This window comes from Sphingobium rhizovicinum, from assembly GCF_042647625.1.
Taxonomy (GTDB): domain Bacteria; phylum Pseudomonadota; class Alphaproteobacteria; order Sphingomonadales; family Sphingomonadaceae; genus Sphingobium; species Sphingobium rhizovicinum.
In genome coordinates this window covers 1-23,529 of the sequence record NZ_JBHRVU010000007.1, presented here as the reverse complement: position 1 = coordinate 23,529, position 23,529 = coordinate 1, and the positions used below count along the sequence as shown (strand labels likewise).

General features: G+C 63.6%; 37 protein-coding genes and 14 pseudogenes. 28 read left to right on the top strand and 23 right to left on the bottom strand.

Features of this window, described 5'->3' with window-relative positions; genetic code table 11:
• Positions 1-185 precede the first annotated feature (185 nt).
• The gene (locus ACFOKF_RS25625; protein ID WP_380799411.1) at positions 186-632 is read left to right on the top strand and encodes an SRPBCC domain-containing protein; all 447 of its coding nucleotides are present in this window, start codon (positions 186-188) and stop codon (positions 630-632) included.
• 316 nt (positions 633-948) lie between these two features.
• Here ACFOKF_RS25625 and ACFOKF_RS25620 read toward each other — a convergent pair.
• The 14 genes and pseudogenes from ACFOKF_RS25620 to ACFOKF_RS25555 all read right to left on the bottom strand — a co-directional run.
• A pseudogene (locus ACFOKF_RS25620) lies at positions 949-1,370 on the bottom strand (DUF3035 domain-containing protein).
• A pseudogene (gene lspA, locus ACFOKF_RS25615) lies at positions 1,367-1,886 on the bottom strand (signal peptidase II). The pseudogenes ACFOKF_RS25620 and lspA overlap by 4 nt, the downstream one beginning before the upstream one ends.
• A 241-nt stretch (positions 1,887-2,127) precedes the next feature.
• Positions 2,128-4,037: pseudogene (locus ACFOKF_RS25610) on the bottom strand (class I tRNA ligase family protein); the annotation flags it as partial.
• Between the two features lie 208 nt (positions 4,038-4,245).
• Positions 4,246-5,040 (bottom strand): annotated as a pseudogene (locus ACFOKF_RS25605) (class I tRNA ligase family protein); the annotation flags it as partial.
• Between the two features lie 121 nt (positions 5,041-5,161).
• Positions 5,162-5,287: a riboflavin kinase gene (locus ACFOKF_RS25600; protein ID WP_380799410.1), complete on the bottom strand. Its 126-nt coding sequence runs from the start codon at positions 5,285-5,287 to the stop codon at positions 5,162-5,164.
• The gene (locus tag ACFOKF_RS25595) at positions 5,278-5,988 is read right to left on the bottom strand and encodes a riboflavin kinase (RefSeq protein ID WP_380799409.1); all 711 of its coding nucleotides are present in this window, start codon (positions 5,986-5,988) and stop codon (positions 5,278-5,280) included. Before ACFOKF_RS25595 ends, ACFOKF_RS25600 begins: the two co-directional genes overlap by 10 nt.
• Before the next feature lie 204 nt (positions 5,989-6,192).
• Positions 6,193-6,678: pseudogene (locus ACFOKF_RS25590) on the bottom strand (dihydrofolate reductase).
• Between the two features lie 92 nt (positions 6,679-6,770).
• The gene (locus tag ACFOKF_RS25585) at positions 6,771-6,842 is read right to left on the bottom strand and encodes a hypothetical protein (RefSeq protein ID WP_380799413.1); all 72 of its coding nucleotides are present in this window, start codon (positions 6,840-6,842) and stop codon (positions 6,771-6,773) included.
• 194 nt (positions 6,843-7,036) lie between these two features.
• Positions 7,037-7,333, bottom strand: a pseudogene (locus ACFOKF_RS25580) (ATP-grasp domain-containing protein); the annotation flags it as partial.
• On the bottom strand, positions 7,299-7,535 hold the full coding sequence (locus tag ACFOKF_RS25575; protein WP_380799408.1) for an ATP-grasp domain-containing protein: 237 nt from the start codon (positions 7,533-7,535) through the stop codon (positions 7,299-7,301). The pseudogene ACFOKF_RS25580 and the gene ACFOKF_RS25575, both read right to left, overlap by 35 nt.
• A 78-nt stretch (positions 7,536-7,613) precedes the next feature.
• The gene (locus ACFOKF_RS25570) at positions 7,614-7,835 is read right to left on the bottom strand and encodes a hypothetical protein (protein ID WP_380799407.1); all 222 of its coding nucleotides are present in this window, start codon (positions 7,833-7,835) and stop codon (positions 7,614-7,616) included.
• A pseudogene (purE, locus tag ACFOKF_RS25565) lies at positions 7,832-8,334 on the bottom strand (5-(carboxyamino)imidazole ribonucleotide mutase). The gene ACFOKF_RS25570 and the pseudogene purE overlap by 4 nt, the downstream one beginning before the upstream one ends.
• Before the next feature lie 175 nt (positions 8,335-8,509).
• Positions 8,510-8,680 (bottom strand): hypothetical protein, encoded by a 171-nt coding sequence (locus tag ACFOKF_RS25560; protein WP_380799406.1) that lies wholly within the window; start codon positions 8,678-8,680, stop codon positions 8,510-8,512.
• 154 nt (positions 8,681-8,834) lie between these two features.
• Positions 8,835-9,392: pseudogene (locus ACFOKF_RS25555) on the bottom strand (DnaB-like helicase C-terminal domain-containing protein); the annotation flags it as partial.
• Here ACFOKF_RS25555 and ACFOKF_RS25550 point away from each other — a divergent pair.
• The gene (locus ACFOKF_RS25550) at positions 9,361-9,642 is read left to right on the top strand and encodes a hypothetical protein (protein WP_380799416.1); all 282 of its coding nucleotides are present in this window, start codon (positions 9,361-9,363) and stop codon (positions 9,640-9,642) included. The pseudogene ACFOKF_RS25555 and the gene ACFOKF_RS25550 overlap by 32 nt on opposite strands.
• A gap of 56 nt (positions 9,643-9,698) precedes the next feature.
• Here ACFOKF_RS25550 and ACFOKF_RS25545 read toward each other — a convergent pair whose 3' ends face one another.
• On the bottom strand, positions 9,699-9,830 hold the full coding sequence (locus tag ACFOKF_RS25545) for a DnaB-like helicase N-terminal domain-containing protein (protein WP_380799405.1): 132 nt from the start codon (positions 9,828-9,830) through the stop codon (positions 9,699-9,701).
• Between the two features lie 206 nt (positions 9,831-10,036).
• On the opposite strand from ACFOKF_RS25545, the pseudogene ACFOKF_RS25540 reads away from it, so the two are divergent.
• The 4 pseudogenes from ACFOKF_RS25540 to ACFOKF_RS25525 all read left to right on the top strand — a co-directional run.
• Positions 10,037-10,523, top strand: a pseudogene (locus tag ACFOKF_RS25540) (UPF0262 family protein).
• Positions 10,524-10,593: 70 nt separating this feature from the next.
• Positions 10,594-11,219: pseudogene (locus ACFOKF_RS25535) on the top strand (GH25 family lysozyme).
• A pseudogene (locus ACFOKF_RS25530) lies at positions 11,219-11,673 on the top strand (cytidine deaminase). The pseudogenes ACFOKF_RS25535 and ACFOKF_RS25530 overlap by 1 nt, the downstream one beginning before the upstream one ends.
• A 6-nt stretch (positions 11,674-11,679) precedes the next feature.
• A pseudogene (locus ACFOKF_RS25525) lies at positions 11,680-12,023 on the top strand (dCTP deaminase); the annotation flags it as partial.
• 137 nt (positions 12,024-12,160) lie between these two features.
• On the opposite strand, the gene ACFOKF_RS25520 reads toward ACFOKF_RS25525, so the two are convergent.
• On the bottom strand, positions 12,161-12,679 hold the full coding sequence (locus ACFOKF_RS25520; protein ID WP_380799404.1) for an FAD-binding protein: 519 nt from the start codon (positions 12,677-12,679) through the stop codon (positions 12,161-12,163).
• Between the two features lie 147 nt (positions 12,680-12,826).
• Here ACFOKF_RS25520 and ACFOKF_RS25515 point away from each other — a divergent pair, with 147 nt between their 5' ends.
• The 7 genes from ACFOKF_RS25515 to ACFOKF_RS25485 all read left to right on the top strand — a co-directional run bounded on the left by ACFOKF_RS25515 (position 12,827) and on the right by ACFOKF_RS25485 (position 15,979).
• Positions 12,827-13,015 (top strand): DUF3237 family protein, encoded by a 189-nt coding sequence (locus ACFOKF_RS25515; protein WP_380799402.1) that lies wholly within the window; start codon positions 12,827-12,829, stop codon positions 13,013-13,015.
• A 360-nt stretch (positions 13,016-13,375) separates the two neighbouring features.
• The gene (locus ACFOKF_RS25510; protein WP_380799401.1) at positions 13,376-13,909 is read left to right on the top strand and encodes a hypothetical protein; all 534 of its coding nucleotides are present in this window, start codon (positions 13,376-13,378) and stop codon (positions 13,907-13,909) included.
• A 66-nt stretch (positions 13,910-13,975) separates the two neighbouring features.
• Positions 13,976-14,146 carry a hypothetical protein gene (locus ACFOKF_RS25505; protein WP_380799400.1) on the top strand — a complete coding sequence of 57 codons (171 nt, stop codon included), beginning with the start codon at positions 13,976-13,978 and terminating at the stop codon, positions 14,144-14,146.
• On the top strand, positions 14,131-14,568 hold the full coding sequence (locus ACFOKF_RS25500; protein WP_380799399.1) for a type II 3-dehydroquinate dehydratase: 438 nt from the start codon (positions 14,131-14,133) through the stop codon (positions 14,566-14,568). Before ACFOKF_RS25505 ends, ACFOKF_RS25500 begins: the two co-directional genes overlap by 16 nt.
• Entirely contained in the window at positions 14,565-15,218 is a 654-nt protein-coding gene (locus ACFOKF_RS25495; RefSeq protein WP_380799398.1) for an MFS transporter, read from the top strand. The genes ACFOKF_RS25500 and ACFOKF_RS25495 overlap by 4 nt, the downstream gene beginning before the upstream one ends.
• Positions 15,218-15,496 carry a hypothetical protein gene (locus tag ACFOKF_RS25490; protein ID WP_380799396.1) on the top strand — a complete coding sequence of 93 codons (279 nt, stop codon included), beginning with the start codon at positions 15,218-15,220 and terminating at the stop codon, positions 15,494-15,496. The genes ACFOKF_RS25495 and ACFOKF_RS25490 overlap by 1 nt, the downstream gene beginning before the upstream one ends.
• Positions 15,497-15,526: 30 nt before the next feature.
• The gene (locus tag ACFOKF_RS25485; protein ID WP_380799395.1) at positions 15,527-15,979 is read left to right on the top strand and encodes a hypothetical protein; all 453 of its coding nucleotides are present in this window, start codon (positions 15,527-15,529) and stop codon (positions 15,977-15,979) included.
• 132 nt (positions 15,980-16,111) lie between these two features.
• Here the strand turns inward: ACFOKF_RS25485 and ACFOKF_RS25480 are convergent, their stop codons facing one another.
• Positions 16,112-16,246: a hypothetical protein gene (locus ACFOKF_RS25480; RefSeq protein ID WP_380799394.1), complete on the bottom strand. Its 135-nt coding sequence runs from the start codon at positions 16,244-16,246 to the stop codon at positions 16,112-16,114.
• Positions 16,247-16,261: 15 nt separating this feature from the next.
• On the opposite strand from ACFOKF_RS25480, the gene ACFOKF_RS25475 reads away from it, so the two are divergent.
• From ACFOKF_RS25475 to ACFOKF_RS25410, 14 genes are all read left to right on the top strand, one after another.
• Positions 16,262-16,696 carry a TonB-dependent receptor plug domain-containing protein gene (locus ACFOKF_RS25475; protein WP_380799392.1) on the top strand — a complete coding sequence of 145 codons (435 nt, stop codon included), beginning with the start codon at positions 16,262-16,264 and terminating at the stop codon, positions 16,694-16,696.
• Between the two features lie 57 nt (positions 16,697-16,753).
• A complete protein-coding gene (locus ACFOKF_RS25470) occupies positions 16,754-17,059 on the top strand; it encodes a hypothetical protein (protein ID WP_380799390.1) in 306 nt (101 codons plus the stop codon).
• Positions 17,060-17,102: 43 nt separating this feature from the next.
• Positions 17,103-17,378: a hypothetical protein gene (locus ACFOKF_RS25465; protein WP_380799389.1), complete on the top strand. Its 276-nt coding sequence runs from the start codon at positions 17,103-17,105 to the stop codon at positions 17,376-17,378.
• A gap of 22 nt (positions 17,379-17,400) precedes the next feature.
• Entirely contained in the window at positions 17,401-17,541 is a 141-nt protein-coding gene (locus ACFOKF_RS25460) for a hypothetical protein (RefSeq protein ID WP_380799387.1), read from the top strand.
• Positions 17,538-17,708 (top strand): hypothetical protein, encoded by a 171-nt coding sequence (locus ACFOKF_RS25455; protein ID WP_380799386.1) that lies wholly within the window; start codon positions 17,538-17,540, stop codon positions 17,706-17,708. The genes ACFOKF_RS25460 and ACFOKF_RS25455 overlap by 4 nt, the downstream gene beginning before the upstream one ends.
• Positions 17,708-17,881 (top strand): hypothetical protein, encoded by a 174-nt coding sequence (locus ACFOKF_RS25450; RefSeq protein ID WP_380799384.1) that lies wholly within the window; start codon positions 17,708-17,710, stop codon positions 17,879-17,881. Before ACFOKF_RS25455 ends, ACFOKF_RS25450 begins: the two co-directional genes overlap by 1 nt.
• Before the next feature lie 34 nt (positions 17,882-17,915).
• Complete coding sequence (locus tag ACFOKF_RS25445) at positions 17,916-18,086, top strand: hypothetical protein (protein ID WP_380799383.1); 171 nt, start codon at positions 17,916-17,918, stop codon at positions 18,084-18,086.
• A 661-nt stretch (positions 18,087-18,747) separates the two neighbouring features.
• Positions 18,748-18,969, top strand: a complete 222-nt coding sequence (locus ACFOKF_RS25440) for a hypothetical protein (RefSeq protein WP_380799381.1) — start codon at positions 18,748-18,750, stop codon at positions 18,967-18,969.
• Between the two features lie 128 nt (positions 18,970-19,097).
• Positions 19,098-19,268 carry a hypothetical protein gene (locus ACFOKF_RS25435; protein WP_380799380.1) on the top strand — a complete coding sequence of 57 codons (171 nt, stop codon included), beginning with the start codon at positions 19,098-19,100 and terminating at the stop codon, positions 19,266-19,268.
• Between the two features lie 164 nt (positions 19,269-19,432).
• Complete coding sequence (locus tag ACFOKF_RS25430) at positions 19,433-19,597, top strand: hypothetical protein (protein WP_380799378.1); 165 nt, start codon at positions 19,433-19,435, stop codon at positions 19,595-19,597.
• Positions 19,582-19,755: a hypothetical protein gene (locus tag ACFOKF_RS25425; RefSeq protein ID WP_380799377.1), complete on the top strand. Its 174-nt coding sequence runs from the start codon at positions 19,582-19,584 to the stop codon at positions 19,753-19,755. Before ACFOKF_RS25430 ends, ACFOKF_RS25425 begins: the two co-directional genes overlap by 16 nt.
• Positions 19,745-20,050: a hypothetical protein gene (locus ACFOKF_RS25420; protein WP_380799375.1), complete on the top strand. Its 306-nt coding sequence runs from the start codon at positions 19,745-19,747 to the stop codon at positions 20,048-20,050. The genes ACFOKF_RS25425 and ACFOKF_RS25420 overlap by 11 nt, the downstream gene beginning before the upstream one ends.
• A gap of 306 nt (positions 20,051-20,356) precedes the next feature.
• Entirely contained in the window at positions 20,357-20,599 is a 243-nt protein-coding gene (locus ACFOKF_RS25415) for a TIM barrel protein (protein WP_380799374.1), read from the top strand.
• Positions 20,600-20,608: 9 nt separating this feature from the next.
• Positions 20,609-21,106 (top strand): hypothetical protein, encoded by a 498-nt coding sequence (locus ACFOKF_RS25410; RefSeq protein ID WP_449325405.1) that lies wholly within the window; start codon positions 20,609-20,611, stop codon positions 21,104-21,106.
• Positions 21,107-21,421: 315 nt separating this feature from the next.
• Here the strand turns inward: ACFOKF_RS25410 and ACFOKF_RS25405 are convergent, their stop codons facing one another.
• Positions 21,422-21,580, bottom strand: a complete 159-nt coding sequence (locus ACFOKF_RS25405; protein ID WP_380799371.1) for a hypothetical protein — start codon at positions 21,578-21,580, stop codon at positions 21,422-21,424.
• Between the two features lie 107 nt (positions 21,581-21,687).
• Positions 21,688-22,194, bottom strand: coding sequence for an SDR family NAD(P)-dependent oxidoreductase (locus tag ACFOKF_RS25400; RefSeq protein ID WP_380799412.1), 507 nt, complete (start codon positions 22,192-22,194; stop codon positions 21,688-21,690).
• Between the two features lie 2 nt (positions 22,195-22,196).
• Here ACFOKF_RS25400 and ACFOKF_RS25395 point away from each other — a divergent pair, with 2 nt between their 5' ends.
• The gene (locus ACFOKF_RS25395; protein ID WP_380799415.1) at positions 22,197-22,340 is read left to right on the top strand and encodes a hypothetical protein; all 144 of its coding nucleotides are present in this window, start codon (positions 22,197-22,199) and stop codon (positions 22,338-22,340) included.
• A 21-nt stretch (positions 22,341-22,361) separates the two neighbouring features.
• On the opposite strand, the gene ACFOKF_RS25390 is transcribed toward ACFOKF_RS25395, so the two are convergent.
• The 4 genes and pseudogenes from ACFOKF_RS25390 to ACFOKF_RS25375 form a co-directional block, all read right to left on the bottom strand.
• Complete coding sequence (locus tag ACFOKF_RS25390; RefSeq protein ID WP_380799414.1) at positions 22,362-22,493, bottom strand: hypothetical protein; 132 nt, start codon at positions 22,491-22,493, stop codon at positions 22,362-22,364.
• A 1-nt stretch (position 22,494) separates the two neighbouring features.
• Positions 22,495-22,644, bottom strand: a pseudogene (locus ACFOKF_RS25385) (SDR family NAD(P)-dependent oxidoreductase); the annotation flags it as partial.
• Between the two features lie 35 nt (positions 22,645-22,679).
• Complete coding sequence (locus tag ACFOKF_RS25380; RefSeq protein ID WP_380799370.1) at positions 22,680-22,877, bottom strand: 3-keto-5-aminohexanoate cleavage protein; 198 nt, start codon at positions 22,875-22,877, stop codon at positions 22,680-22,682.
• Positions 22,878-22,972: 95 nt separating this feature from the next.
• A pseudogene (locus tag ACFOKF_RS25375) lies at positions 22,973-23,418 on the bottom strand (3-keto-5-aminohexanoate cleavage protein).
• Positions 23,419-23,529 lie beyond the last annotated feature (111 nt).

Below are 23,529 nucleotides of genomic sequence, written 5' to 3'. Positions count from 1 at the left end.
TTCACATATTAAGATTGATCTTCTTATTATTTCACAACAATGCTAATAGTTTTACATACTATGGAACTTTAAACATATTTGATAGTTGATAAAATCAATTTACATTACGATACAGAAAACAATGCGGTTCAATGCTTGCGCATGATCAGGCAAAGGGATAAAAAAGCAACCAGGAGGTTGCTTATATGCCCGACTGTATCATCAAGAGCATCGATATTGCCGCCCCCGTCGCCACGGTGTGGGACGCCATCATCGATCATGAGAAATTCGGCGCCTGGTTTCTGGTCGCGCTGGACCAGCCCTTTACGGTGGGAGAGGCGACGACCGGCCATATGACCTATCCGGGCTATGAGCATTTCCCATGGGTATCGCGCACCGTGGCGATCGAACCGATGACCCGCTTCGCCTTCGAATGGCCCGCGACGGCGGGGATGAAGAGGCGATCCGCAACGGCGTGCCGGAATGGACATTGGTGGAGTTCGTGCTGGAGCCGATCGCCACCGGCACCGCCTGACGTGACGGAAAGCGGTTTCGACAAGGTGCCCGAACCGCGCCGATCCAATGTGCTGCGCGACAATGAAGGCGGCTGGGCCGAGCAGGTCGACAATGTCAGGCGCTATGCCGAACGCTGATCCGGCATCCCTGTTTGCGGCATTGGGGGATGGACCAGACTGGGGCTGATCGCGCGCCTGTCGGCGGCGGGAGCGATCAATCGTCCAGTTGGGCGAAGGGCTGACGATCAGCCGGCAGGCCGTCGCCAAGCATCTGGACGTGCTGCACGGCGCGGGACTGGTCCATCGCCGCAAAAACGGGCGCGAAGTCCATTATGCGCTGCGTCGGGACGCGATCGCGGCGGCGCGGCTCTGGCTGGATCAGGTGGAGAGACAATGGGACGGGACATTGTCCGCCTCAAGGCTTTTGTCGAAGAAAGGGGGTAGCCCCCTCCCTTTATTGCTGCGGTACGGCGGCGCGGGCTTCCTGCCCGTCACCTTCGGGCGCTGCGATGACGTCGCGGGTTGTGCTGCCCTTGTCGACAACTTCCGTGGCCGGATCGCCTGCCGAGGAGCGGATCCCGGCGGCGGCGTTTCACGCGGCCGGCGGCGTTCAGGGTCGCGGTTTCGCTGGCGCTGCGCGCCGACGGGCCGCCGAACATCGCCTGCATCGCCTCGCTGCGCGAATCGACGGCGGCAGCGGCCGGGGGTGCCCGGCGCGGGCGGAACCAGCGCGAAGTCGGCGGGGATCACCAGCGGCGCCTGACGCGAGACGGCGAATTCGTCGGGACGGCCGCGATTGAGCAGGCTGTTGCCGCCGCCACCGCAAGCCGACAGGGTTGCAACAAGGCCAGCGGCAAGGATCAGGTTACGCTTCACTTCAAAGTCTCCGTCTTTGCGCCCTTGTCGCGCAGCAGCAGCAGCGCCCGCGCAAGCAGGATCAGCACGCCGAACGTGATGGCGGCGTCCGCCAAGTTGAAAATCAGGAAAGGCCGCCATTCGCCGAAATGCAGGTCCGCATAATCAACGACCTAGCCCAGCCGCACGCGATCCACGATATTGCCGATCGCGCCGCCCAGAACCAGGCCCAGCGCCGCGACATCCTGCGCGCGCGTTCCCGCCACATCCATACGCCCACGAAGGCGGCGATCAACATGGTCATGCCAACCAGCGCCCAGCGCATCATGTTGGTGTCGGCATGGAAGAAGCCCATGGAAACGCCGCGATTTTCCAGCCAGCGCAGGCGGAAGATCGGCAGGATTTCAATCCCCTCCTCCGCCCGCTCTTGAGCGCGAGGGGGAAGGTGACGCTATATTTGACCAGCTGGTCGAGCGCGAGCGTCACGATGGCGACGGTCAGGCCCAGCGGGCGGTGATTGATCGGGTTGGTAGGCATGGAAAATCAGCCCGCAGTCAGGAAAGGGCGGATGACGCCGTGGAAAGAAAGAACCCGTCAGAAACCGTCATTGTCATCCGTTCATTCAAGTGCGACTATTTTGCTGCGCTATACCCAAGGCCCTGCGCGCAGGACAGGGAGAAGTTTGCCTACTGCGTGCTCCTGCGAAAGCAGGAGCCCAGGGTCGAACGAAATCCCTGCATCCTGGGCTCCTGCTTTCGCAGGAGCACAGTCCATCCAGCTACCCCTTCAACACTTCGTCGCAGCGATGGCAAAGCGTGCCGTCTTCCTCGACCTCCGGCAGCAGACGCCAGCAGCGGCGCCACTTGTGCCAGTCGCTGGGCTTGACGATGAGCCGTCGCCCACGCCCATCTCGATCCGGGCGACAATGGCGATTTCGGCGAAGTTCACACCATCGCTGGGCAGCATTTCGCCCATGGTGACGTCCGCTCCAGACTGGAGCGGATCACCTTTTCGCGGCGGAATGGTCGATCGCCTCGTTCACCTGCTCGCGCTGGTAACGCAGTTCGCCCATTTGTCGTTCAAATGGCTGTTGATCCAGTGATGGTCGACCTCCGGCCATTCCAGGAAATGGACGCTATCCTCGTCACTTGGGAAGCGGCTTTGCCACACTTCTCAGCGGTGAAGGGGATGATCGGCGCGACATAGCGGACCAATGCGTGGAACAGCGTGTCGAGCAGGGTGCGATAGGCGCGGCGCTTGAGGTCCGACTTCGCATCGCAATAGAGGCAATCCTTGCGGAGTCGAAGAAGAAGGCCGACAGTCGCTGTTCGCGAAATCGAAGATGGCCGGGTGTGTAGCGGGGAAAATTCCAGCCAGTTCTCGCTCTTCGCCGCCTTGTCCACCCGGCGCGCAGTTCCGCGTCGAGCTGGGCCAGACGGTGGAGCATATAGCGCTCCAGCTCGGCATTTCGGCGTAGGACACCGCTTCCGTCTCTTCATCATAATCGGAAAGGGCGCCCAGCATGTAGCGGAATGTATTGCGCAATTTGCGATAGCGTCGGACGAACCGGCCAGCACTTCCTTGCCGATGCGCACGTCATCGAAATAATCGGTGCTGGCGACCCAGACGCGCAGGATGTCCGCGCCGCTCTCGCTCATGATCTTAGCGGATCGACCACATTGCCGAGCGACTTGGACATTTTCTTGCCCGTGCCGTCCAGCGCGAAGCCATGGGTCAGCACCGCGCCATAGGGCGCACGGCCGCGCGTGCCGCAGCTTTCGAGCAGCGAGGACTGGAACCAGCCGCGATGCTGGTCGGAGCCTTCGATTATGAGTCGGCGCGCACGCCTTCGCCAAGCGGCCCTCGACCACGAAGCTGTGGGTCGAACCGCTGTCGAACCAGACGTCGAGAATGTCGTTCACGACCTCATAATCGTTAAGGTCATAGTCCGGGCCGAGCAGCGCCTGATGATCCGCGCCGAAACCATGCATCCGCACCCGCGCCCTTGAACGCTTCGATGCTGCGGGCATTGACCGCCGGATCAACCAGATACTGGCCGCTCTTGCGTATGAACATAGAGAGCGATCGGCACGCCCCAGGCGCGCTGGCGGCTGATCACCCAGTCGGGGCGCCCTTCCACCATGGAGCGGATGCGGTGGTCGACCGCTCGGCACCCAGCGGGGTCTGCTCTGCGATCGCGTCGAGCGCGATTTCGGCAGCGTCGGGCCGTTGCGGTAACGATCGGGGTCGGCATCACGCCGCCCTCGACATCGACCACTGCGCCTTCCTGCGGCTTATCCCTGGGATGAACATTGCGGGGATGCAGCGATCGATAGATGATGCGCGCCTTCGACCGCCAGCTATGCGGATAGCTGTGCTTGAAGTCGCTGGCGCTCAGCAGCGCGCCAGCGGCGCGCAGATCGGTGCAGATCGGGCCTTCGGGACCGTTGAACTTGGTGTTGTATGACGCTGCCCTGCCCCGGCAGCCAATCCCAGTCGTCGCGATAGAAGCCGGCGTCGTTGACCGCGAGGACCGGATCGATGCCCAGCTTCTTGCAGGCGAGGAAATCCTCCTCACCATGATCAGGCGCCATATGGACGAGGCCGGTGCCCGCGTCGGGTCGTGACATGATCGGCCGGCAGCAGCGGACGCGGCTTGGCGAAGAAGCCGCCCAGCGCGTGCACGGGTGACGGGTGGTTGCGCCGGCGAGGTAGGTGCCTTCCCAGACCAATGTGTGTTCCCCAACGCGAGACACGAAAACGCGACGCCGCCGCATCAAGCAGTTCGCGCGCGATTAGCAGCTTCTTGCCAAAGATCAGGTTGCCCCAATCACCGGCTCTGCTGCCATAGTTAAAGCCCCATCAGCATCAACGCCGCCGGATTTCCAGCGACAGCCTCTACCAATACGTATTCAACCTCTTCCCCATAAGCGATCGCCTGATTGACAGGGATCGTCCAGGGCGTGGTCGTCCAGATCACCGCATAAGCGCCGACCAGCTCCGGCGCATTCGGCGCTTCGACGACTCGAACGCCACGTCGATCTGGGTCGAGGTGACGTCCTCATATTCCCACTCCGCTTCGGCCAGCGCGGTCTTTTCGACCGGGGACCACATGACGGGCTTGGCGCCGCGATAAAGCTGGCCGCTTTCCGCGAATTTCAGCAATTCGCCCACGATCGTCGCTTCGGCGTCGAACTTCATGGTCAGATACGGATCGGCCCAGTCACCCATCACGCCCAGACGCTTGAACTGATCCTTCTGCACGCCCACCCATTTGTCGGCATAGGCGCGGCACTGGGCGCGGAATTCGGCGGCGGGCACCTCATCCTTGTTCAGCTTCTTCTTGCGATATTCCTCCTCGATCTTCCATTCGATCGGCAGGCCATGGCAATCCCAGCCGGGCACATAGGGCGCATCCTTGCCCAGCAGCGACTGGCTGCGGACGATGATGTCCTTGAGCACCTTGTTCATCGCATGGCCCATATGGATGTCGCCATTGGCGTAGGGCGGGCCATCATGCAGGATGAAGCGTTCGCGGCCGGCGCGCTTCTCGCGCAGCTTGCCATAGAGATCCATCGCCTCCCACTTCGCCGCGATGGCCGTGTTCCTTCTGCGCAAGGCCGGCCTTCATCGGGAAGTCGGTGACGGGCAGGAAGACGGTGCTCTTATAGTCAGGTGCGTCGGTGGTCATGGGTGACTTATGCTAGATCCGTTCGGTTCGAGCTTGTCGAGAACAGTTCTCGACGGACGCTTCTCGACAAGCTCGAAGCTGCTCGAACCGAACGGAGGTTTGGGCAGATTAGCGCCGTGCCTTAAGCGAGGTAAGGCGTTCCCGCAAGGATTTGCCGCGCATCGTCGCAATCGCGGGCAATGCCGGCCATCAGCGCATCGAGCCCGTCATATTTCACCTCGCCATGGAGGTTGCGGATCAGTTGCACCGCGATCGCTGATCATAGAGGTTTTCGTGAAATCGAAGAAATGCGGCTCCAGCAATTCCTTGGGCGGATCGAAGCTGGGCGGATGCCCAGATTGGCGGCCCCGTCCAGCACCCGCCCATCGGGCAGCAACCGCGCACCGCATAAATGCCATAGGCCGGGCGAAGAGATAAGACCCCATGTCGATATTGGCGGTGGGGAAAGCCGATGGTGCGGCCCAGCTTGTCGCCATGCTGAACGATCCCTTCGATCGCGAAGGGGCGTGTCAGCAGGCGGGTGGCTGTGTCGCAATCGCCCGCCTGCAACGCGGCGCGGATGCGGCTGGAGGAAATGACCCCCTCCCCGTCCGTGACCGGGGCGATCGCTTCAGCGGACAGGCCAAACTGCGCGAAACTGTCGATCGTGCCGGAGCGCCCCTTGCCAAAGGTGAAGTCCTGCCCCGTGACCACGGCGGCGACGCCCATCTGGTCGGTGAGCAGGCGGACATAGGCGGCGGCATCCAGCGCGGCGAGTTCGGGCGTGAAGTCGAACACCAGCATCGCGTCAGCGCCCGCGCGGGCGAACAGCGCGGCGCGCTGGTCCAGCGTGGTCAGGCGGAAGCTGGGCGTATCGGGCCGGAACAGCCGCATCGGATGTGGATCGAAGGTCGCGACAATCGCCGGACGGCCTTCGGCCCGCGCGCGATCGATCGCACGACCGACCACCGCCTGATGGCCCGCATGAAACCCATCGAAATTGCCAGCGCCATGACGCTCCCGCGCAGAGGAGCGGGGATCGGGGCGCCGCTAGAAAGCCGCTCCATGGCGCGCGCTATAGGGAGGTGGGCCGGCGTGGCAATGGACCAGCGTGCTCTTCCGGATGCAGCGCTTGTCGCTCTGGACTCCTGCTTTCGCAGGAGCACGGTGTTGCTACCGCCGCTCGAACGTCACGAAGCTGTAGGCGGGTCGCCCATCCACCGTCGGATGATCGTCCCGCGCGCTTTCCCGCCAGTCCGCCGGGTCGGATAGGCGATCGCCGCATCCCCCTCCGCATCGACATGCACTTCGGTCAGTTCGATCCGGTCGGCGCGTGGCAGGAACAGGCGGTAGATTTCCGCGCCGCCGATCACCATGACGCTCGGCGCGCCGGCTAGCGCGATGGCGCCATCCACATCATGCGCCACCTCCGCCCCTTCGCTCGTCCAGCCCACATCGCGGGTCAGCACGATATGACGACGGCCGGCAACAGGCCGGGCAGGCTGTCAAAACGTCTTGCGCCCATGATCATCGGGTGGCGGCGGTAATCGCCTTGAAATGCTTGAGGTCCGCCGGCAGCCGCCAGGGCAAATCGCCATCCTTGCCGATCACGCCATTGTCGGCGCGGGCCAGGACGAGGGTGATTTGGGGACGATTCATATCTCGCCTTTAAAGCGCAGCGTGCTCCTGCGAAAGCAGGAGCCCATTGAGACGTCGGAACTGGGCCCCTGCTTTCGCAGGAGCACGAACCTTTACAACACCAGCCGCGTCACATGTCCCATCTTGCGGCCGGGACGCGCTTCATGCTTGCCATAAAGGTGCAAATGATTGGCCGGATCGGACAGGATCGCCGGCCATCAAGCACGTCATCGCCGATCAGGTTGCGCATCTCCACGCGCGACGCGGCAAGGCCGGTGTCTCCCAGCGGCAGACCGCAAATGGCGCGGACATGATTTTCGAACTGGCTCGTCACCGCGCCTTCGGTGGTCCAGTGGCCGCTATTATGGACGCGGGGCGCCATTTCGTTGAACACCGGGCCGTCGGCGCTGGCGAAAAATTCGCAGGTGAGGACGCCGACATAGTTCGAGCGCGTCGGCAATCTTCTTCGCCATGGCGCGGGCCTGGGGCACCTGCCCGCGATCAGCGGCCCGGCCGGCACGGTCGATGTGGCGAGGATGCCGTCGACATGCACATTGGCCGCCGAATCCCAGAAGCGCACTTCGCCGTCCGCGCCGCGCACCAGATGACTGAAAATTCCTCGGCGAAGGTAACGAAGCCTTCTAATATGGCGCTCTGGCGGCCGATGGCGCTCCATGCGCCACGGCGTCGCCCGGCTCCGACAGGCGCGCCTGCCCCTTGCCGTCATAGCCCATGCGGTTGGTCTTCAGGATGGCGCGGCTGCCGACCTGCTCGATCGCCGCCTCCAGATCGTCCAGACTTTCGACCGGGGCGAAGGGCGCGGTCAGGCCGCCCAGATCGCAGACGAAGCGCTTTTCGGCCAGCCGGTCCTGCGCCACGCGCAATGCCTGCGCGCCGGACGGACGAGGCCGTGGGTGGCCAGCACTTCGACCGCAGAGGGATCGATATTCTCGAACTCATAGGTGACGACATCGACGCCATCGCAAAGCGGCAAGCGCCGCTGCGTCTTCATAAGCGCCGCGCGTCCAGAGCGGCGAGACATCGGCGGCGGGGCCGCTTTCCTCGGGCGCGAAAATGCTGGTGCGATAGCCCAGCTGGGCCGCCGCCATGGCGATCATCCGGCCAAGCTGGCCGCCGCCAAGGATGCCGATGGTGGAGCCGGGCGCGATGGTCGTCATGCGTCTTTCGTTTCAGTCTTCGACGGTTTCGGCGACGCGTCGGTCTGGCGCGTGCGCCAGGCGTCCAGACGGTCGGCCAGCGCCGGATCGTTGGTGGCCAGGATCGATGCCGCCAGCAGGCCGGCGTTGATCGCGCCGGGCTTGCCGATGGCCAGCGCGTAGCGACGGGTATGCCGCCGGGCATCTGGACGATGGAGAGCAGCGAATCCATGCCCTTCAATGCCTTGGATTCGACCGGCACGCCCAGCACCGGCAGGCGCGTCATCGATGCGGTCATGCCGGGCAGATGCGCCGCCCCGCCAGCGCCCGCGATGATGACCTTCAGGCCGCGTCCGACAGCGCCGGTGGCATAATCATAGAGGCGCTGCGGGGTGCGGTGAGCGGACACGACCTTGCATTCATGGGCAAGCCCAGCGCTTCGAGCGTTTCGGCGGCATGGCGCATCGTGTCCCAATCGGACCGCGACCATGATGATGCCGACCTCTACTGCCCCGCTCATATTTCGCTTCCCCTGACAGAGCGGACCATCGGGCCCCGGAAAGCACAGCCCTTAGCGGCCGGGGCGCGAAGGGGCAATGCGATTCGACCCCTTCGCCGCGTGGATCATTCGTAATCCAGATCCTGATAGCTGTCGTCGGCAATGTCGGAGAAGCGGGTGATCTTGGCATCGAACTTCATGCGGATGCGGCCGGTGGGAGCCCGTGACGCTGTTTGGCGACGATCACTTCAGCGAGGCCATAGATGCGCTCCATATTCTCCTTCCACGCGGCATAGGCGGCCTCGTCGTCGGGCTTTGGCTCCTTGGCGGCTTCGTAATAATCCTCGCGAAACACGAACCAGACCATGTCCGCGTCCTGCTCGATCGAGCCGGATTCGCGAAGGTCGGACAGCTGGGACGCTTGTCCTCGCGCTGTTCGACCGCACGGCTGAGCTGCGACAGGGCAGCACCGGCACGTGCAATTCCTTCGCCAGCGTCTTCAAACCACGGGAAATTTCGGAAATTTCGTTCACGCGATTCTCATTGCCGCGCCCGGTGCCCTGGAGCAGCTGAAGATAGTCGACCACGATGAAGCCAATGTCATGGCGGCGCTTCAACCGGCGCGCACGGGTGCGCAGCGCCGCGATCGTCAGGCCCGGCGTGTCATCGATGAACAAGGGCAGTTCCTGAAGGTCGCGCGCGGCGCGGGACAGGTTCCTGGAAGTCCGCCCGGCTGATCTTGCCCATGCGCAGCGCTTCGCCGAAATGCCCGACTGTTCGGCAAGCACGCGGGTCGCCAGCTGATCGGCCGACATTTCGAGGGAGAAGAAGGCGGTCTTGGCCCCCATATTCTTGTCGAGCGGAATACCGTCGCCATGATCGCGCAGCCAGCGGGATGCGGCATTATAGGCGATGTTGGTCGCCAGCGACGTCTTGCCCATGCCGGGACGGCCGGCAAGGATCATCAAGTCGGAATTGTGCAGACCACCGATCTTGGCGTTGAGGCTGTTGATGCCGGTGGTGATCCCCGACACATGGCCGCCGCTGTTGAGCGCGCGTTCGGCCACCTGCACCGCCATGGTGGAGGCGGACAGGAAGCTCTTGACCGAACCTGTTTCCCCCTCGCCTTCCGACACCTTGTACAGGGCGACCTTCGGCGGCTTCGATCTGTTCGCGCGGATTGACATCCTCGCTGGTGTCCATCGCGTTTTCGACCAGTTCGCGGCCGACGCTGACCAGTTGGCGCAGCAGGGCAAGGTCGTAAATCTGGCTGGCGAAGTCACGCGCGCCGATCAGCGCCGCGCCATTGCCGGTCAGTTGCGCAGATAGGCCGCGCCACCCAGTTTCCTTCAATGCCGGGTCCTGTTCCAGCATGGGTTTGAGCGTCACCGGATTGGCGACCATATCCTTGTCCAGCAGGGCATGATCGCATCATAGATGCGGCCATGCAGCGGCTCGAAATAATGTTCGGCCTTCAGCTTGAGCTGCACATCCTCGGCAATGCGATTGTCGATCATGATCGCGCCCAGCAGCGCGGCCTCCGCCTCGACATTGCGCGGCAGTTCGGTTCCGCCGTTTCGGCGGGGTGATTTTCAGCAGTTCGACCATCTGCCCTCTTTCCTCTCCCGACCCGATTGTGCGCAAGGGGCCACAACCACGCATCTGTGGATAAGTCCTGCTTGCATTTCGGCGCGCGCCGCCGCACTGACTGTTCGCTTGCATTATGGCCGATCCGCGCATCATAGACATCCAGCTGGACCAGCGCACCATCCTGTGGCGCAATGCCGACGTGGAGCAGGAAACGGCGCATCGCGATCTTTCGACCTGCTGGGAGGATAATCACTTCGCCCGCAGCGCGAGCATGCCGATGGCTATGCCGGTCGGTCCCTATAAGGTGCTGTTGGGGGTTGAAGAAGGTCGGCTGGTGATCGAAATCAACCGCCAGGATGACAGCCGCTGGAGGCGATCATCCTGGGCCGGGGCGGTTCCGCCGTCCGATCCGCGATTATTTCGCGATCTGCGACAGCTATTATCAGGCGATCAGCAATGCATCGCCCCAGCAGATCGAAACGGTCGACATGGCCCGCCGCGCCATCCACACCGATGCGGCGGATGTTCTGAAAGAGCGGCTGGAAGGCAAGATCGACGTCGATTTCGACACGGCGCGGCGGCTGTTCACGCTCATTTGCGTGTTGCATATCAAGGGGTAAGACAATCAGGGTTGTGACTTTGGGGGGCCTGCTGTTCCGTATCGGGGCGGGACTGGCGGTGGTCGCGGCGCTGACGCTGGGGCTGTGGCTCTATGCGCGCGGCTGGGCGCCCGCCCGCGATCAATATCCGGTGCAGGGCGTGTCCCATCAGCGCCGGCGACAATGGCCAGGTCGACTGGGGCACGCTGGCGGCGCAAGGCACCGATTTCGCCTATATCGCGCCGCCGACGCAGCCGACGGCGCGACCCGGCTTTGCCGCCAATCTGCGCGGCGTGCGCGCCGCCGGCATGCGCTATGGCGCGATGATCGATTTCAGCCTGTGCCGCCAGCCCAGCGATCAGGCGACCAGCTTCATGACCACGGTGCCGCGCGACAATGCCGCCCTGCCCCCGGTCGTGCGGCTGGCCTTCGATCCCGGCTGCAAGGCGCGCCCGGCCGCGACCAGCTTCTCTCGGACCTCAACACCCTGATCAATCTGGTCGAAGGACAGGCCGGAAAGCCCGCGCTGCTGAACGTCACCGAGGATTTCGACAAGGCCTATGACTCGGGTCCGGCATCAACCGGACCTTGTGGATGGACGGGAATTTCTTTCCGCCCGACTATGCGACAAAGCCCTGGGTGATGTGGACAGCCAGCGACATGCGGCATATCGACGGCGTCGATGGTCCGGTTCGATGGAATGTGGTGGCGCCCTGATGCCTGAAGAGAATGAAGTCCAGTCGCTGATCGCCGCCGCGCGCGACGCGATGGCCAACGCCCATGCGCCCTATAGCCGCTTTGCCGTGGGCGCGGCGGTGCGATTGACCGACGGCAGCGTCATCACCGGCTGCATTTCGAAAATGCCAGCTATGGCCTGTCGCTGTGCGCCGAAACCGTGGCGCTGGCCACCGTCAACGCGCAGGGCCGCTTGCCGATGTGGCGGAAATCGCCGTGGTCGGCGGCGCGATGGATGCGGATGGCGAAGCGCTCGTCACCCCTTGCGGGCGGTGCCGCCAGATCATGAACGAGCCGAACAGATGGCGGGCCGCACGCTGGCCATCTATTGCGCCACCCCCAGCGGCGACCGGGTGCTGGACCTGCGCGTCGCCGATCTCCTGCCCATGCCTTTGGTCCCGCGGACCTGGGCATCGGCCCCATGACAAAGAGCTGAAACGACATGGCCATTCTTTCCGACAAGTGTGATTCGCGAGCAGGCGCTGAGCAACGGCATGATCGAGCCGTTCGTTGGAGAGCCAGCGGCGCGAAGGCTGCATCAGCTACGGCCTGTCCTCCTATGGCTATGACGCGCGGTGGCGGACGAATTCAAGATTTTCACCAATGTCGACAGCACCATCGTCGACCCCAAGGATTTCGATCCGAAGAATTTCGTCGATCGCAAGACCGACTGCTGCATCATCCCCCCCAAAAGCTTTTGCGCTGGCCCGCACGGTCGAATATTTCCGCGTGCCGCGCGACGTACTGGTGATCTACATCGCGCGGAGCCAGTTCCTCGCGCGGGGTCGAAGCGGGGCATGAAGCGCTCGCCGCCGCCCGGCACGCCGGGGGGAAGCTTCAAATGGCCGCCTTCGCCGCACACAGCTTCGGTAATCAGGAAATTCTTGACCTCCAGATTGTAGGGAGGTCGGGTGAAAACTGGTTCATTTCCATGTTCGATACGCGGCAGCCCGCGCGCCAGGCCATGGCGATGCCGTCGCCGGTCGCGCCGGCGCGGCGGTCGAGAAGAGATAGGTGCGGCCCGCGCGCGCCGGTGGCAGAGGATGGTCGCGCGGCCGAGCAGGGCGTCGACGCGTTTGGTCTGCTTGTTGAAGGCGTAGGACGCCCCGACATGGCCGTCGCCCGAAATAGCGCTCCCCATGGCGCGAGGTGATGAGGTCGATCGCGACCATATCCTCCATCAGGGTGATGTTGGGATTGGCGCGCGCGGCCTTGAGCAGTGCGACCTGCACCGCATGGCCGGTGGCGTCATCGACATGGACGATGCGGCGGTGCGAATGGCCGCCTTCGCGGGTCAGGTGCCAGCGTTCGCCAAATTCTTCCCCGCCGTTGAAGGGCACGCCGAGGTCGGCGAGCCGTTCGATCGCGGCGGGGGCTTCGGAAACGACGAACTCCACCGTTTCGCGATTGTTGAGGCCGGCGCCCCGCGACCATCGTGTCATTGGACATGCGCCTCGAAACTGTCACCTGCGTCGAGTACGGCGGGCAATGCCGCCCTGCGCCCAGTTGGTCGACCCGCCATCCAGCGCGCCTTGGCCAGCACCAGCACCTTGCGATCTGCGCGAGGTTGATGGCGGCCGTCAGCCCATGTGCGCAATGTCGGGCTGACCAACAGTAAGGTGCCGGACGCCCCGCAGCGTTATTTGCGCACTGTTCCGATTTTCGAAGCGCCCGAAGGGCCGCATGCCTGGCTCAATCAGGCCATTTTTGTGGGGCGATCGGTACGCCGCCAGAAGATGCGCCAAAGCCATCGGTGCGTATTCGCGTGTATCGCGTGACATGAGTCGGGCGGCTTTTCTTCTGGCGCTGTTGCTGGGCGGATGCGCTGTTCTGCCGGTGAGACAACGACGGAGACACATGGAACGACATCGCAATTTGCGTTTGTCAGCGAAGCGATGAAGCCGGAGGATCTGGCGCGGGTTCCTGAGACACCATGGATCGTCGCGAGCGGCTTTGCGACCGGCGCGGGGTTGAAGATCGTCCGACAGTCGGACGCGCAAAGCCGCGTTCTGGTTCAGAAATGAGGCCGATCAGGTCGCGCGCGACCCGCTTTATCCCGATTGTGAGACATCTCCCATCCGGCGCTGTTCACCGCGCGGGGACTGAGCCTGCGGGTCACGGCGCCAGGACAGGCCCGTTTGCTGGTGGTCAATCATGGCGGGCGCGAGGCGATCGAGATATTTGCTGTCGATTATCGCGATACCCGTAAACAACCGGCGCTGCGCTGGCAGGGATGCCTGGCCATGCCGGCCGGGCATGTCGCCAACAGTGTCGCATCCTATAGCGACGGCACGGTGATCGCGACAGTGCTGACCCGACCGGGAACCAGCATCACCGATTTCGTGCGCGGCCAGCCGACCGGCGGCGTTTATGAACGCGCGCCCGGCGAACCGGCTTTCCGCTTGCTGCCGGGCACGGAACTGCCGGGCAATAACGGACTGGAAACGGCGAAGGACGACAGCGGGTTCTATGTCATCGCCTTTGGCCGGCGCGAGGTCGTCGCTATGCGCGGCACGACACGCGCCAGCCGCTATGGCACGCGCAGGCCCCTGAATTCATGCCAGACAATATCCATTGGGATGGCGACCGGCTGCTGCTGGCTGGAATGGTGCGCGACGAGCCAGCCTGCGGCGGGGTGCGGCAGATCGTCCATGGCGTGGCCGACGGCATGACCTGTCATCGCGGCTGGGCAGTGGTCAAACTGGACCCGGCGAGGCAGTCTTCTCGCTGGTCGCCTTATGGCCCGCCCTGATCCGACCTTCAACGGCGTATCGGCGGCGGTGATCGTGGGCCGCGACCTGTGGCTTGGCTCCTATCAGGCCGATCGAATCGCCGTTGCGCGCGCTGCCCTGAATTTTATCTTTCATTGCATGTACCAGTTCGTACATTTTGCTTGCCGCGCGATCTGAACGGCGTAAAGGTGATTCTGCAAGATCGGGAGCGTCATCCCGGCACGCAGCGGGAGGATCAGGCCGGTCATGGGCCAGCGTTTCATTCTTATCTCAACGTCCCAATCTGGACCTGCTGGGCGTGCGCGAAAGGATATTTACGGCCGCCAAACCCTGGCCGATGTCGAGACCGCCTGCTGCGCGAACTGGATGGATCGGGCGTCGGCCTGATATTCCGCCAGACCAATGCCGAACATGAGATGGTCGAGTGGCTGCATCAGGCGCGAGTCGGCGCCTTTGGCGTCGTCATCACCCGGCGCCTTCTCCTATGCGGCTATCCTGTGCTGGACGCGCTCAAAATGTGCGATTGCCCGATCATCGAAGTGCATATCTCCAACATTCACAAACGCGACGAGGAGATGCCGGTCCCGGTCGAATCATGAGCGGCGCGGTCACGGCCATGCTGTCGGGCATGGGCATTGACGGCTATGCGCTGGCGGTGCGCCCATTGCTCCAGTTGATGAACGGAAAGCAGCATGAGAGCGTCGACGCAATTGCTGAAGCCACAAAGGGCGCGGCTGGGCGTACTGGCGCTGATCAGCGTCGCTACCCTGCTCAATTACATGGACCGCGCAGTGATGGGCGTGGCCGCGCCGTCGCTGACGCAGAACTGAAGATTTCGCCCGAAATGATGGGCTTCATCTTTTCCGCTTTTTCCTGGACCTATGCCGCGTCGCAGATACCCGGCGGGCTGCTGCTCGATCGGCTTGGCACGCGCATCACCTACGCCGGATCGCTGATCCTCTGGTCTTTCTTCACCCTGCTCCACGGCATAGCCGGAAATGTGGCAATGTTGTTCGGCTTCCGCTGGCGCTGGGGGTGGCGGAAGCAACCTTGCTACCCGTGCAACAGCCGCATTCTCAGCAGGTGGTTCCCGCAGGATGAACGTGCGCGGCCAATTCGGTCTATGCCGTGGGGCAATATGCGGGGCTGGCCTTTTTCGCGCCAGTGCTGTTCTGGGTGGTGGGCCAGCTTTGGCTGGCGCGCCCTGTTCCTGATTGCCGGCGCGCTGGGCATGGCGTTTGCCTGCTGATGTACGCCCGTTATCGCGATCCGAGCGACAGCAGCCGCATCAACGCCGCCGAACTGGAGCATATCCGCGCCGGCGGCGGGCTGACCGCGACGAAGCAGGACGCGAAAATCCCTTTTCCTGGCGAATGTCCGCAGCTGATGGGCAAGCGCCAGATATTGGGCGCGTCGATCGGCCAGTTTTGCGGCAATTCGACTTTGGTCTTTTTCCTGACCTGGTTCCCGACCTATCTGGCGACCGAGCGGGGCATGGACTGGCTGAAATCGGCACCTTCGCCGTAGCTGCCCTATATTGCGGCGTCGGCCGGCGACGTGCTGCCTGGGCGGGCAGGTTTCCGACCTGCTGATCCGCCGCACCGGATCCGCCAATATCGGCCGAAAGCTGCCGATCGTCGCGGGCTGCTGCTGGCATCGACCATCGTCGCCGCCAATTATGTGACGAGCAACACGCTGGTCATCGCCATCATGTCGATCGCCCTTTTCGGTCAGGGCATGGTCAATCTGGGGCTGGACGCTGATTTCCGACGTGGCGCCGCGCCAATATGTCGGCCTGACGGCGGCGTGTTCAATCTGTGCGCCAATCTGGCAGGCATCGTCACGCCGATCGTGGTCGGGGTGATCGTGGGGCAGACCGGTCTTTTCTATGGCGCGCTGGCCTTCATCGGTGTGCTCGCCCTGATCGGGGCCGCCGCTATGTCTTCATCGTGGGGGATGTTCGCCGGGTGGAGATGGATTGAAGGGCCGTCCACGCATCGGTGTAAATGATAATGTACGAACTAGTTAGTAATATAATGGGAGGATAGGATGAAGTCAGGTTTTCATATGCAGCTTCGCATCGGCGGGTCGCTGGCCGCGATGGCGCTGAGCGCCTGCGTCAGTCCGGTCTGGGGCGCAGGATCAGGGCGAGCCTGCGGCCGCCCTGGCGCCGCAGGCGACCGATGCCGCAGCGGACCAGCCGTCCACGGCCGACATCGTCGTTACCGGATCGCTGATCGCGCGGCCGAACAATGTCGCCGTCAGCCCCATCGTCACCGTATCGGATGAGTGGTGCAGCAGAGCGGGCAGATCACGCTGGAAGATTCGCTGAACCAGCTGCCCGGCTTCACTCCGTCGGGCAATGCCGGCACCGGCGGCCAGGGTGCGGGCGGGCGCGCCACGCTGAACCTGCGCGGCCTTGGCTCCAACCGCAATCTCGTGCTGCTGGACGGTCGCCGTCTGCCGCTGTCGGACATTAACGGCAATGTCGACATCAATATCTTGCCGGAATCGATCATCGGATCGGTCGACGTCATCACCGGCGGCGCATCGGCCATCTATGGGTCCGACGCCATGTCGGGCGTGGTCAATTTCAAGACCGACAAATATTTCGACGGCGTGCGCGCGCCGACATCCAGAATGGCAACAGCTTTCGCGGCGATTATGGCAAGTTCAACGCATCGCTGGCGCTGGGCACCAAATTTGCCGACGATCGCGGCCGGTTGATGCTGGCGCTGAGCTATGGCCAGCGCGATCCGCTGTCGGGTTCGCAGCGCAGCTTCTTTGACGACAAGGTGCCGTCTCTCCTTCATCGGCACCGGCGCCTTCGTGCCCAATGCGCTGAACCTGCCGAGCCAGGCGGCGCTCAATGGCGTGTTCGCCCAATATGGCGTCACCAATCCGATCAACCGGACGCTGAATCTGGGCTTCAACAATGACGGCACCCTGTTCGTGCAGACCGCGCGATCAATTACAAGGGGCCAACGACCGACGCCTATGCCGTGGTCGGCGGCCATGTGCGCATGCCGGGGGCCACAGCTTCAGATATTGAACGCCTTCGAACGCAAATCCGCCTTTTGCCAAGGGTGAGTTCGATCTGACGGAGACGCTGACCGCCTATGGCCAGTTCTCTATGTCGATTTCGACCGTCACCACCGAAGCGGGCGGCAGCCTGACGCAGTTCGCGCCCTTCACCACCATCCCCGTCACCAATCCCTTCATACCCAACGACCTGCGCACGTTGCTGGCGTCGCGCGCCGATCCGAGCGCCCGTTCCGCTGGAGCGCGCGCTATGTCGGCATCGGCGACAAAGGATGGGACGAAAATTACGGGGGTCCAGCAGTATCTGGGCGGCCTGAAGGGCACGATCGGCGGATCATGGAAGTTCCGACGGCTTCGTTTCCTATGACGAGACGGTCCATAATCAGTCGATGTTCAACGCGGTGCTGAAATCCCGCGTGCAGACGCTGCTTGAATGCGGCGGATGGCGGCGCATCCTATGCGCCGGCGGCTTCAATCCGTTCGGCATCACCAATGCGACCAGCCTGTCGCAGCATGCCAGGATTATATGACCGCCACCGTCAACAGCGCGAAGCGGCTGACCAAGACGCAGGTGCAGGGACAGGTGAATGGCCCGCTGTTCAACCTGCCCGCCGGGCCGGTGCAACTGGCGCTGCTCGCCGGTTTTATCGCAAGAACACGTATAAATATGATCCCAGCCCGATCTGGTGTCCAATAATGTGGAATCGGTGTCGGCTCCAACCGGCACAGGGCCAGATCAGCGTCAAGGAATTTGCCGCGCAGATCGACGTGCCCTTGCTGTCGGACACGCCCTTCTTCCATGAGTTGGGCGTTGGCGCAGCCTTCCGCATTCCGACTATAAACACCACCGGCAGCGTGAAAAAGCTATGAGTTCGATGCGCGCTGGCAGCCGGTAGACGCGCTGTTGATCCGGGGTTCTTACCAGCGGGCCGTGCGCGCGCCCAATATCGGCGAGCTATTCTCCCCCGTCACCGGATCGCAGCTGGCGATCGGCACGCCGCCCGCCGCGATCGGCGACCCGTGCGACGTCCGCTCCACCGCCCGGACCGGCGCCAATGGCGCGCAGGGTGCGTGACCTCTGTCTGGCGCAGGGCATTCCGCCGCCGCGATCGACGCCTATCAGTTTGCGCGACCACCGCGACCGGCGGCAATATTCAGGGCAACAGCGCCCTGACCCGGAAAAGGCCAACACCTTCAATGTCGGCTTCGTGCTCAATCCGAAATTTTCCTCACCCTGGCTGTCGGGATTCTCTTCTCGGTCGACTATTACAACATCAAGATCCGCAACGTCATTCGACCATCAACGGCCTGACCGTGCTGGCAAATGCTATAATCTGGACGGGTCTCGAACAGCAGCTATTCCAATGGCAACGAATTTTGCCAGCTGATCCAGCGCGATCCGACCGGTCAACTCGTGGCGATCGCCCAGCCTTACCTGAACCTCGGCGCGCTCGACACCGATGGCGTCGATGTGCAGGTCAACTGTCGCTGCGCCTGTCCGAAGCGGGCATCGGCGATGGATCGGGCAAGATTTATGCGTCTTCGGCGATCGGCTGGCTGAACCATTATAAGGTCCAGACCCTGCGGGACAGGCATCGCAGGATTTCGTCGGCACCAGCACGCCGGGCCGGCCCCTGCCCAAGTGGAAGGCGCTGACGACGGTGGGCTACAGCTCCGATATGTTCGGCATCGGCCTGCGCTGGCGCTAATCAGGCAAGCTGCGCGACATCAGCGCGGTGACGTCTCCGGCGGCGGAACAGGTGGGGGTGAAGCCCTATAATCTGTTCGATGTCTTCTCGACGCTGGACGTTACGAAGAATGTCCAGTTCCGCGCCGGCATCACCAATCTGTTCGACAAGGGCATTCCCTTCGTCGCCAGTTCCCAGAACGGCACCGACGCCGGCACCTACGACATGGTCGGACGGTCCTTCTACGTCGGCGCGAAATTCAACTTCTGATCTCCCCCTGCCGCCTCCTCCCCTGCGGGCGGAGGCGGCTGTCTCCTCTTCTTGGATGGCCCGATCTTGACCCAGTTTCGCTACCTCACCGGCCTTATCGACGCGACATTCAGGCGTCGCTGTCGCCCATGCTGCATGAAAGCGAAGGCGATGCGCAGGGGCTGCGGCTGGTCTATCGCCTGTTCGATCTGGCGGCGGACGGCATGGATGCGGGCGATCTGCCCCGCCTGCTCGACGCGGTGCAGCTGGCGGGGTTCGCCCGGGGTCAATGTCACCCACCCCTAATAAGCAGGCGGTGATCGCGATCTGGAACGACCTGTCGCCGCAGGCGGCGCGATCGGGTCGGTCAATACGGTGGTGTTCCAGCATGGCCGGCGGATCGGCCATAATACCGATATTCAAGGCTTCGCGGAAAATCTCCGCGCGGGTCTGCTTCGGGTCGCGTTTCGGAAAGGTCGTACAGATGGGCGGTGGCGGTGCAGGCGCCGCCACCGCCCACGCCCTGATGGGCATGTATGTCGGCACGCTGACTTTGTTCGATCCCAATGGCGCGCGGGCGGCCGCGAACTGTGCGCGGCTCTGTGCGCCCTGCATGGCGACGGGCGCGCGGTGGTGGGGCAGGATCTGACCGCCGCGCTGGCCGATGCTGCCGACGGCGTGGGTCAATGCGACGCCGCTGGGTGGGCGGGCTATCCCGGATCGGCCATTCCGCAAGACTGCTGCGGCCCGGACTTCTGGGTGACGGACATCGTCTATTTCCCGCTGGAAAACGCAATTGCTGCGTGAGGCGAAGGCGGCGGGCTGCGTCACGCTGGATGGCAGCGGCATGACCGTGCATCAGGCCGCAGGCGCGTTCGAACATTTCACCGGGCGCAAGGCGGACGCCGCGCGTTGCCGCCAATTTCCACGCGGCGCTGACAGGAGGCACCCGCCGATGACTTTCGGGATCGCGACCGTATCGCTGAGCGGCACGCTGGAGGAAAAGCTGCGCGCGGCGGCGGCCGGCGGCTTCGACGGGGTCGAGATTTTCGAAAATGACCTGATCGCGTCGCATTGTCCCCGCGCGAGGTGCGGGCGATGATGGCGATCTGGGCCTTGGCTGCATGCTTGTACCAGCCGTTCCGCGATTTCGAAGGCATGCCGGGCGCGATGCGGCAGCGGGCGCTGGACCGGGCGGAGGCGAAGTTCGACCTGATGGGGCGACCTCGGCGCGGACCGCATCCTCGTCTGCTCCAACTGTTCGCCCCATGCGCTGGGCGAGCGCAACCGCATCGTCGCCGACTTGCAGGAACTGGGCGAGCGGGGCGGGCAAGCGCAGCATCATCGTGGGCTATGAGGCGCTGGCCTGGGGCCGGCATGTGTTCGACCATCGGACGCATGGGCGATCGTGGAAGCGGTCGACCATCCCCATATCGGCATCATCCTCGACAGTTTCCATTCGCTCTCGCGCGGCATCCCCAGCGAGAGCATCCAGGCGATCCCCGGAGACAAGATCGCCTTCGTCCAGTTGGCCGACGCCCAAGGCTGGGAGATGGACCTGCTCTACTGGAGCCGGCATTTCCGCAATTTTCCGGGACAAGGCGGCCTGCCCGTGGCGGACTATGTCGCGGAGATCATCCGCACTGGCTAAGTTGGCCCCTTGTCGCTGGAGATTTTCAACGATCGGTTCCGCGGCTGGTCGCCCGACCTGATCGCCGCCGACGGGCTGCGGTCGCTGCGCCATGTGGAGGATGCGGCGGAGCGACTGCTGGGCCCCACGCCCGCCGTGCCGGCCCCGCCCGCCGCGGTTGCGCCCGGAATTCTCGAGTTCGCCGTCAATGCGCAGGATGCGCCCGCGCTGGAGCAGATGTCGGATCGCTGGGCTTTGCCCGGACGGGCGTGCACCGGACAAGGCTGTCACCCGCTGGCAGGCGGGATCGGTCAATCTGGTGATCAACGCCCAGCCGGACAGTTTCGGTCAGGGGTTCGAGCGGGCGCATGGCCCGTCCATCTGCGCAGTGGGGCTGGCCGTGCCGGATCGCGACGCGGTCGCGGCGCGCGCCGCCTCCTCGACATCGGGCAGGTGGATCAGGCGGAGGCACCGGGCAATCTGTCGGTGCCGGCGCTGCGCGGGATCGGCGGCAGCCTGATCTACTGATCGGCGAGGAGGAGATCCCGCCGTGTGGGATACGGAATTCGAACCGACCGGCGCTGCGGTCGATCCCCACCCGCTGACCATCGACCATCTGGGCTGCCGTGGGTGCGGATCGATGAATATCTGTCCTGGAGCTTTACTGGCGGGCGCTGTTCGGGCTGGAGCAGAGCCTCCAGTCGGACGTCATCGACCCGTCCGGTCTGGTGCTGAGCCAGCCGCTGCGGTCGGCCCACGGCGCGCTGCGCCTGACGCTCAACGCATCGATGCGGCGGGCACGCTGTCTTCCCGCTTCGTCGGGCATAATTTCGGCGGCGGTTATCAGATATCGCCTTCGCCAGCGACGATCTGACCGCGACCGCCCACAGGATCGCCGAAAAGGGGGCGGACATATTGCCGATCGGCGGCAATTATTATGCCGATCTGGCGGCGCGCTTCGGGCTGGACGGGGCGACGCGCACGCAATTGCGCGACGCCCATATCCTCTATGATGCGGACGATTGCCGGCGACTATCGCCAGCTCTACAGCCGCGGGCTTTCCAGAAACGCTTCTTCTTCGAATTTGTCGAGCGGCGCGGCTATGAAGGTTATGGCGCACCCATGCCGGGGTGCGCCTGGCCAGCCAGGAGCGGTTCAGGACGGCATGAGCAGCGCGGCCCTGCGCCGGGCAACTGATCGTCAAACACCGGGTTGGACAGGAGGAAGCCGATTTCCCCTGCCCGTTCCTGATGGATCGTCTCATCGGGCATCGACGCCAGTATCGCGTCGACCGGGTTGCGCATGCCGTCTGCAAATTCAGGATGAGAGATATAGAGGTCGTTGGCGCGAATGCCGGCCAGCACCCGCTCCCCCACCTCGTCCGCGCTCATCCAAAGCGGAGAGACGGGCCGCTTTTCCAGATCATCCTCTCGCTGCTTATAACCGCTGTCGCTGCGATAGGCGGCCGGGCGCAGTTCGCCGCTATGGGCGATATGGCTTTGCACGGGGCCGGGCATGAAGGCGGACACGCCGATATTCTCCGCCGTCAGTTCACCCCGGATCGCTTCGGACAGGCCCAGGATCGCGGCCTTGGCGGCAGTGTAAAATGGCCGAATAATTGACCGGGATCAGCGCAGACTGGGACGAGGTTGGTGACGATCTGCCCCCCCTGCCCATGCGCCTTGATCCGGGGCAGCAGGGTGACGAGGCCGTTGATTACGCCGCCCAGATTGACGCCCAGCCCCAGTCCCAGTCATCATAGCGTGCATCCAGCACGGCCCCATCACCCGATGCCGGCATTGCCGATCAGCATATGGATGGGACCAAAACGCGCCTCCGCCATATCGGCCGCGCGGGCGAAGCCGGGCGCGATCGGTGACGTCCAGCTGCACGGTTTCCACCTGCGCATCGGCACCAAGATCCGCCTTTGCCTGCGCCAGCGATTCCGGGCGAATATCGGCGATCACCACATTGGCGCCCGCCCGCACCAGCGCGCGCGATATGCCAAGGCCGATGCCATTCGCTCCGCCGGTGATGAAAGCTGTCTTCCCCGCCACATCCGCCATCGGCGCCTTTGCAATTGTGTCATCCCATCCTCTCCCTATTGCTTCAGGCCCAGCATGGCCCGCGTTTCCCCGGCGCTGGCGATGTCGCCGCCCATCCGGTCGACCATTTCCACCGCCAGCGCACCATGTCCGCCATTGTTCGCCGCCATCTGGCCGCGCCGAAGGTAAATCGTATCTTCAAACCCCACCCGGATATTGCCGCCAAGCAGCATCGATTGCGCAGCCATCGGCATGCTGTGCGACTGACGCCAAAGCCGGTGAAACGCGCGCCGCGGGGGATCTGGTTCCTGGCGTAGAGCATGGCTTCGGATGTTGCAGCAGGCCATATTTAGTGCCCAGAACGAAAGTGAAGGGCACATGTTTGGGGATCGCGCCCTTGGCCATCAGATCGTCGGCGGAAGACGAAATCCCCGGCCTCGAAACATTCGATTTCCGGCAATACCCCGGCATCCTGGATCATATGGCCATTTTCGTGATCATCGGGTCCAGGTTGATCGCCACCCGCCCATAGCTGCATCGTACAAATGTCGAGCGTGCACATGTCGGGCCGCAGGTCGAGAATATGTTCCAGCCGCCGTTCGGCCGTGAACATCAGTGTGCCGGGACCGCAGACGGCCGGGTCTTCATCCCCCTGCATCCAGGTGCAGCCCGGCCCGGTGGTGACGTTGAGGATGACTTCGTTGTTCTTTGCCCGGATGAGGCCGACGACCTCCCGATAATCCTCCAGCGCTGCGAGGGATCGCCCGTTTCCCGGTCGCGTACATGAACATGGATGATCGATGCGCCTGCCTCCGCCGCCGCCAGCGCTTCGGCGCCACATGATCCGGGCGGAAGGGAAATCGGGGTGTGTCGGCATCGGTGAACTTCCCGTCACCGCGCAGGTCA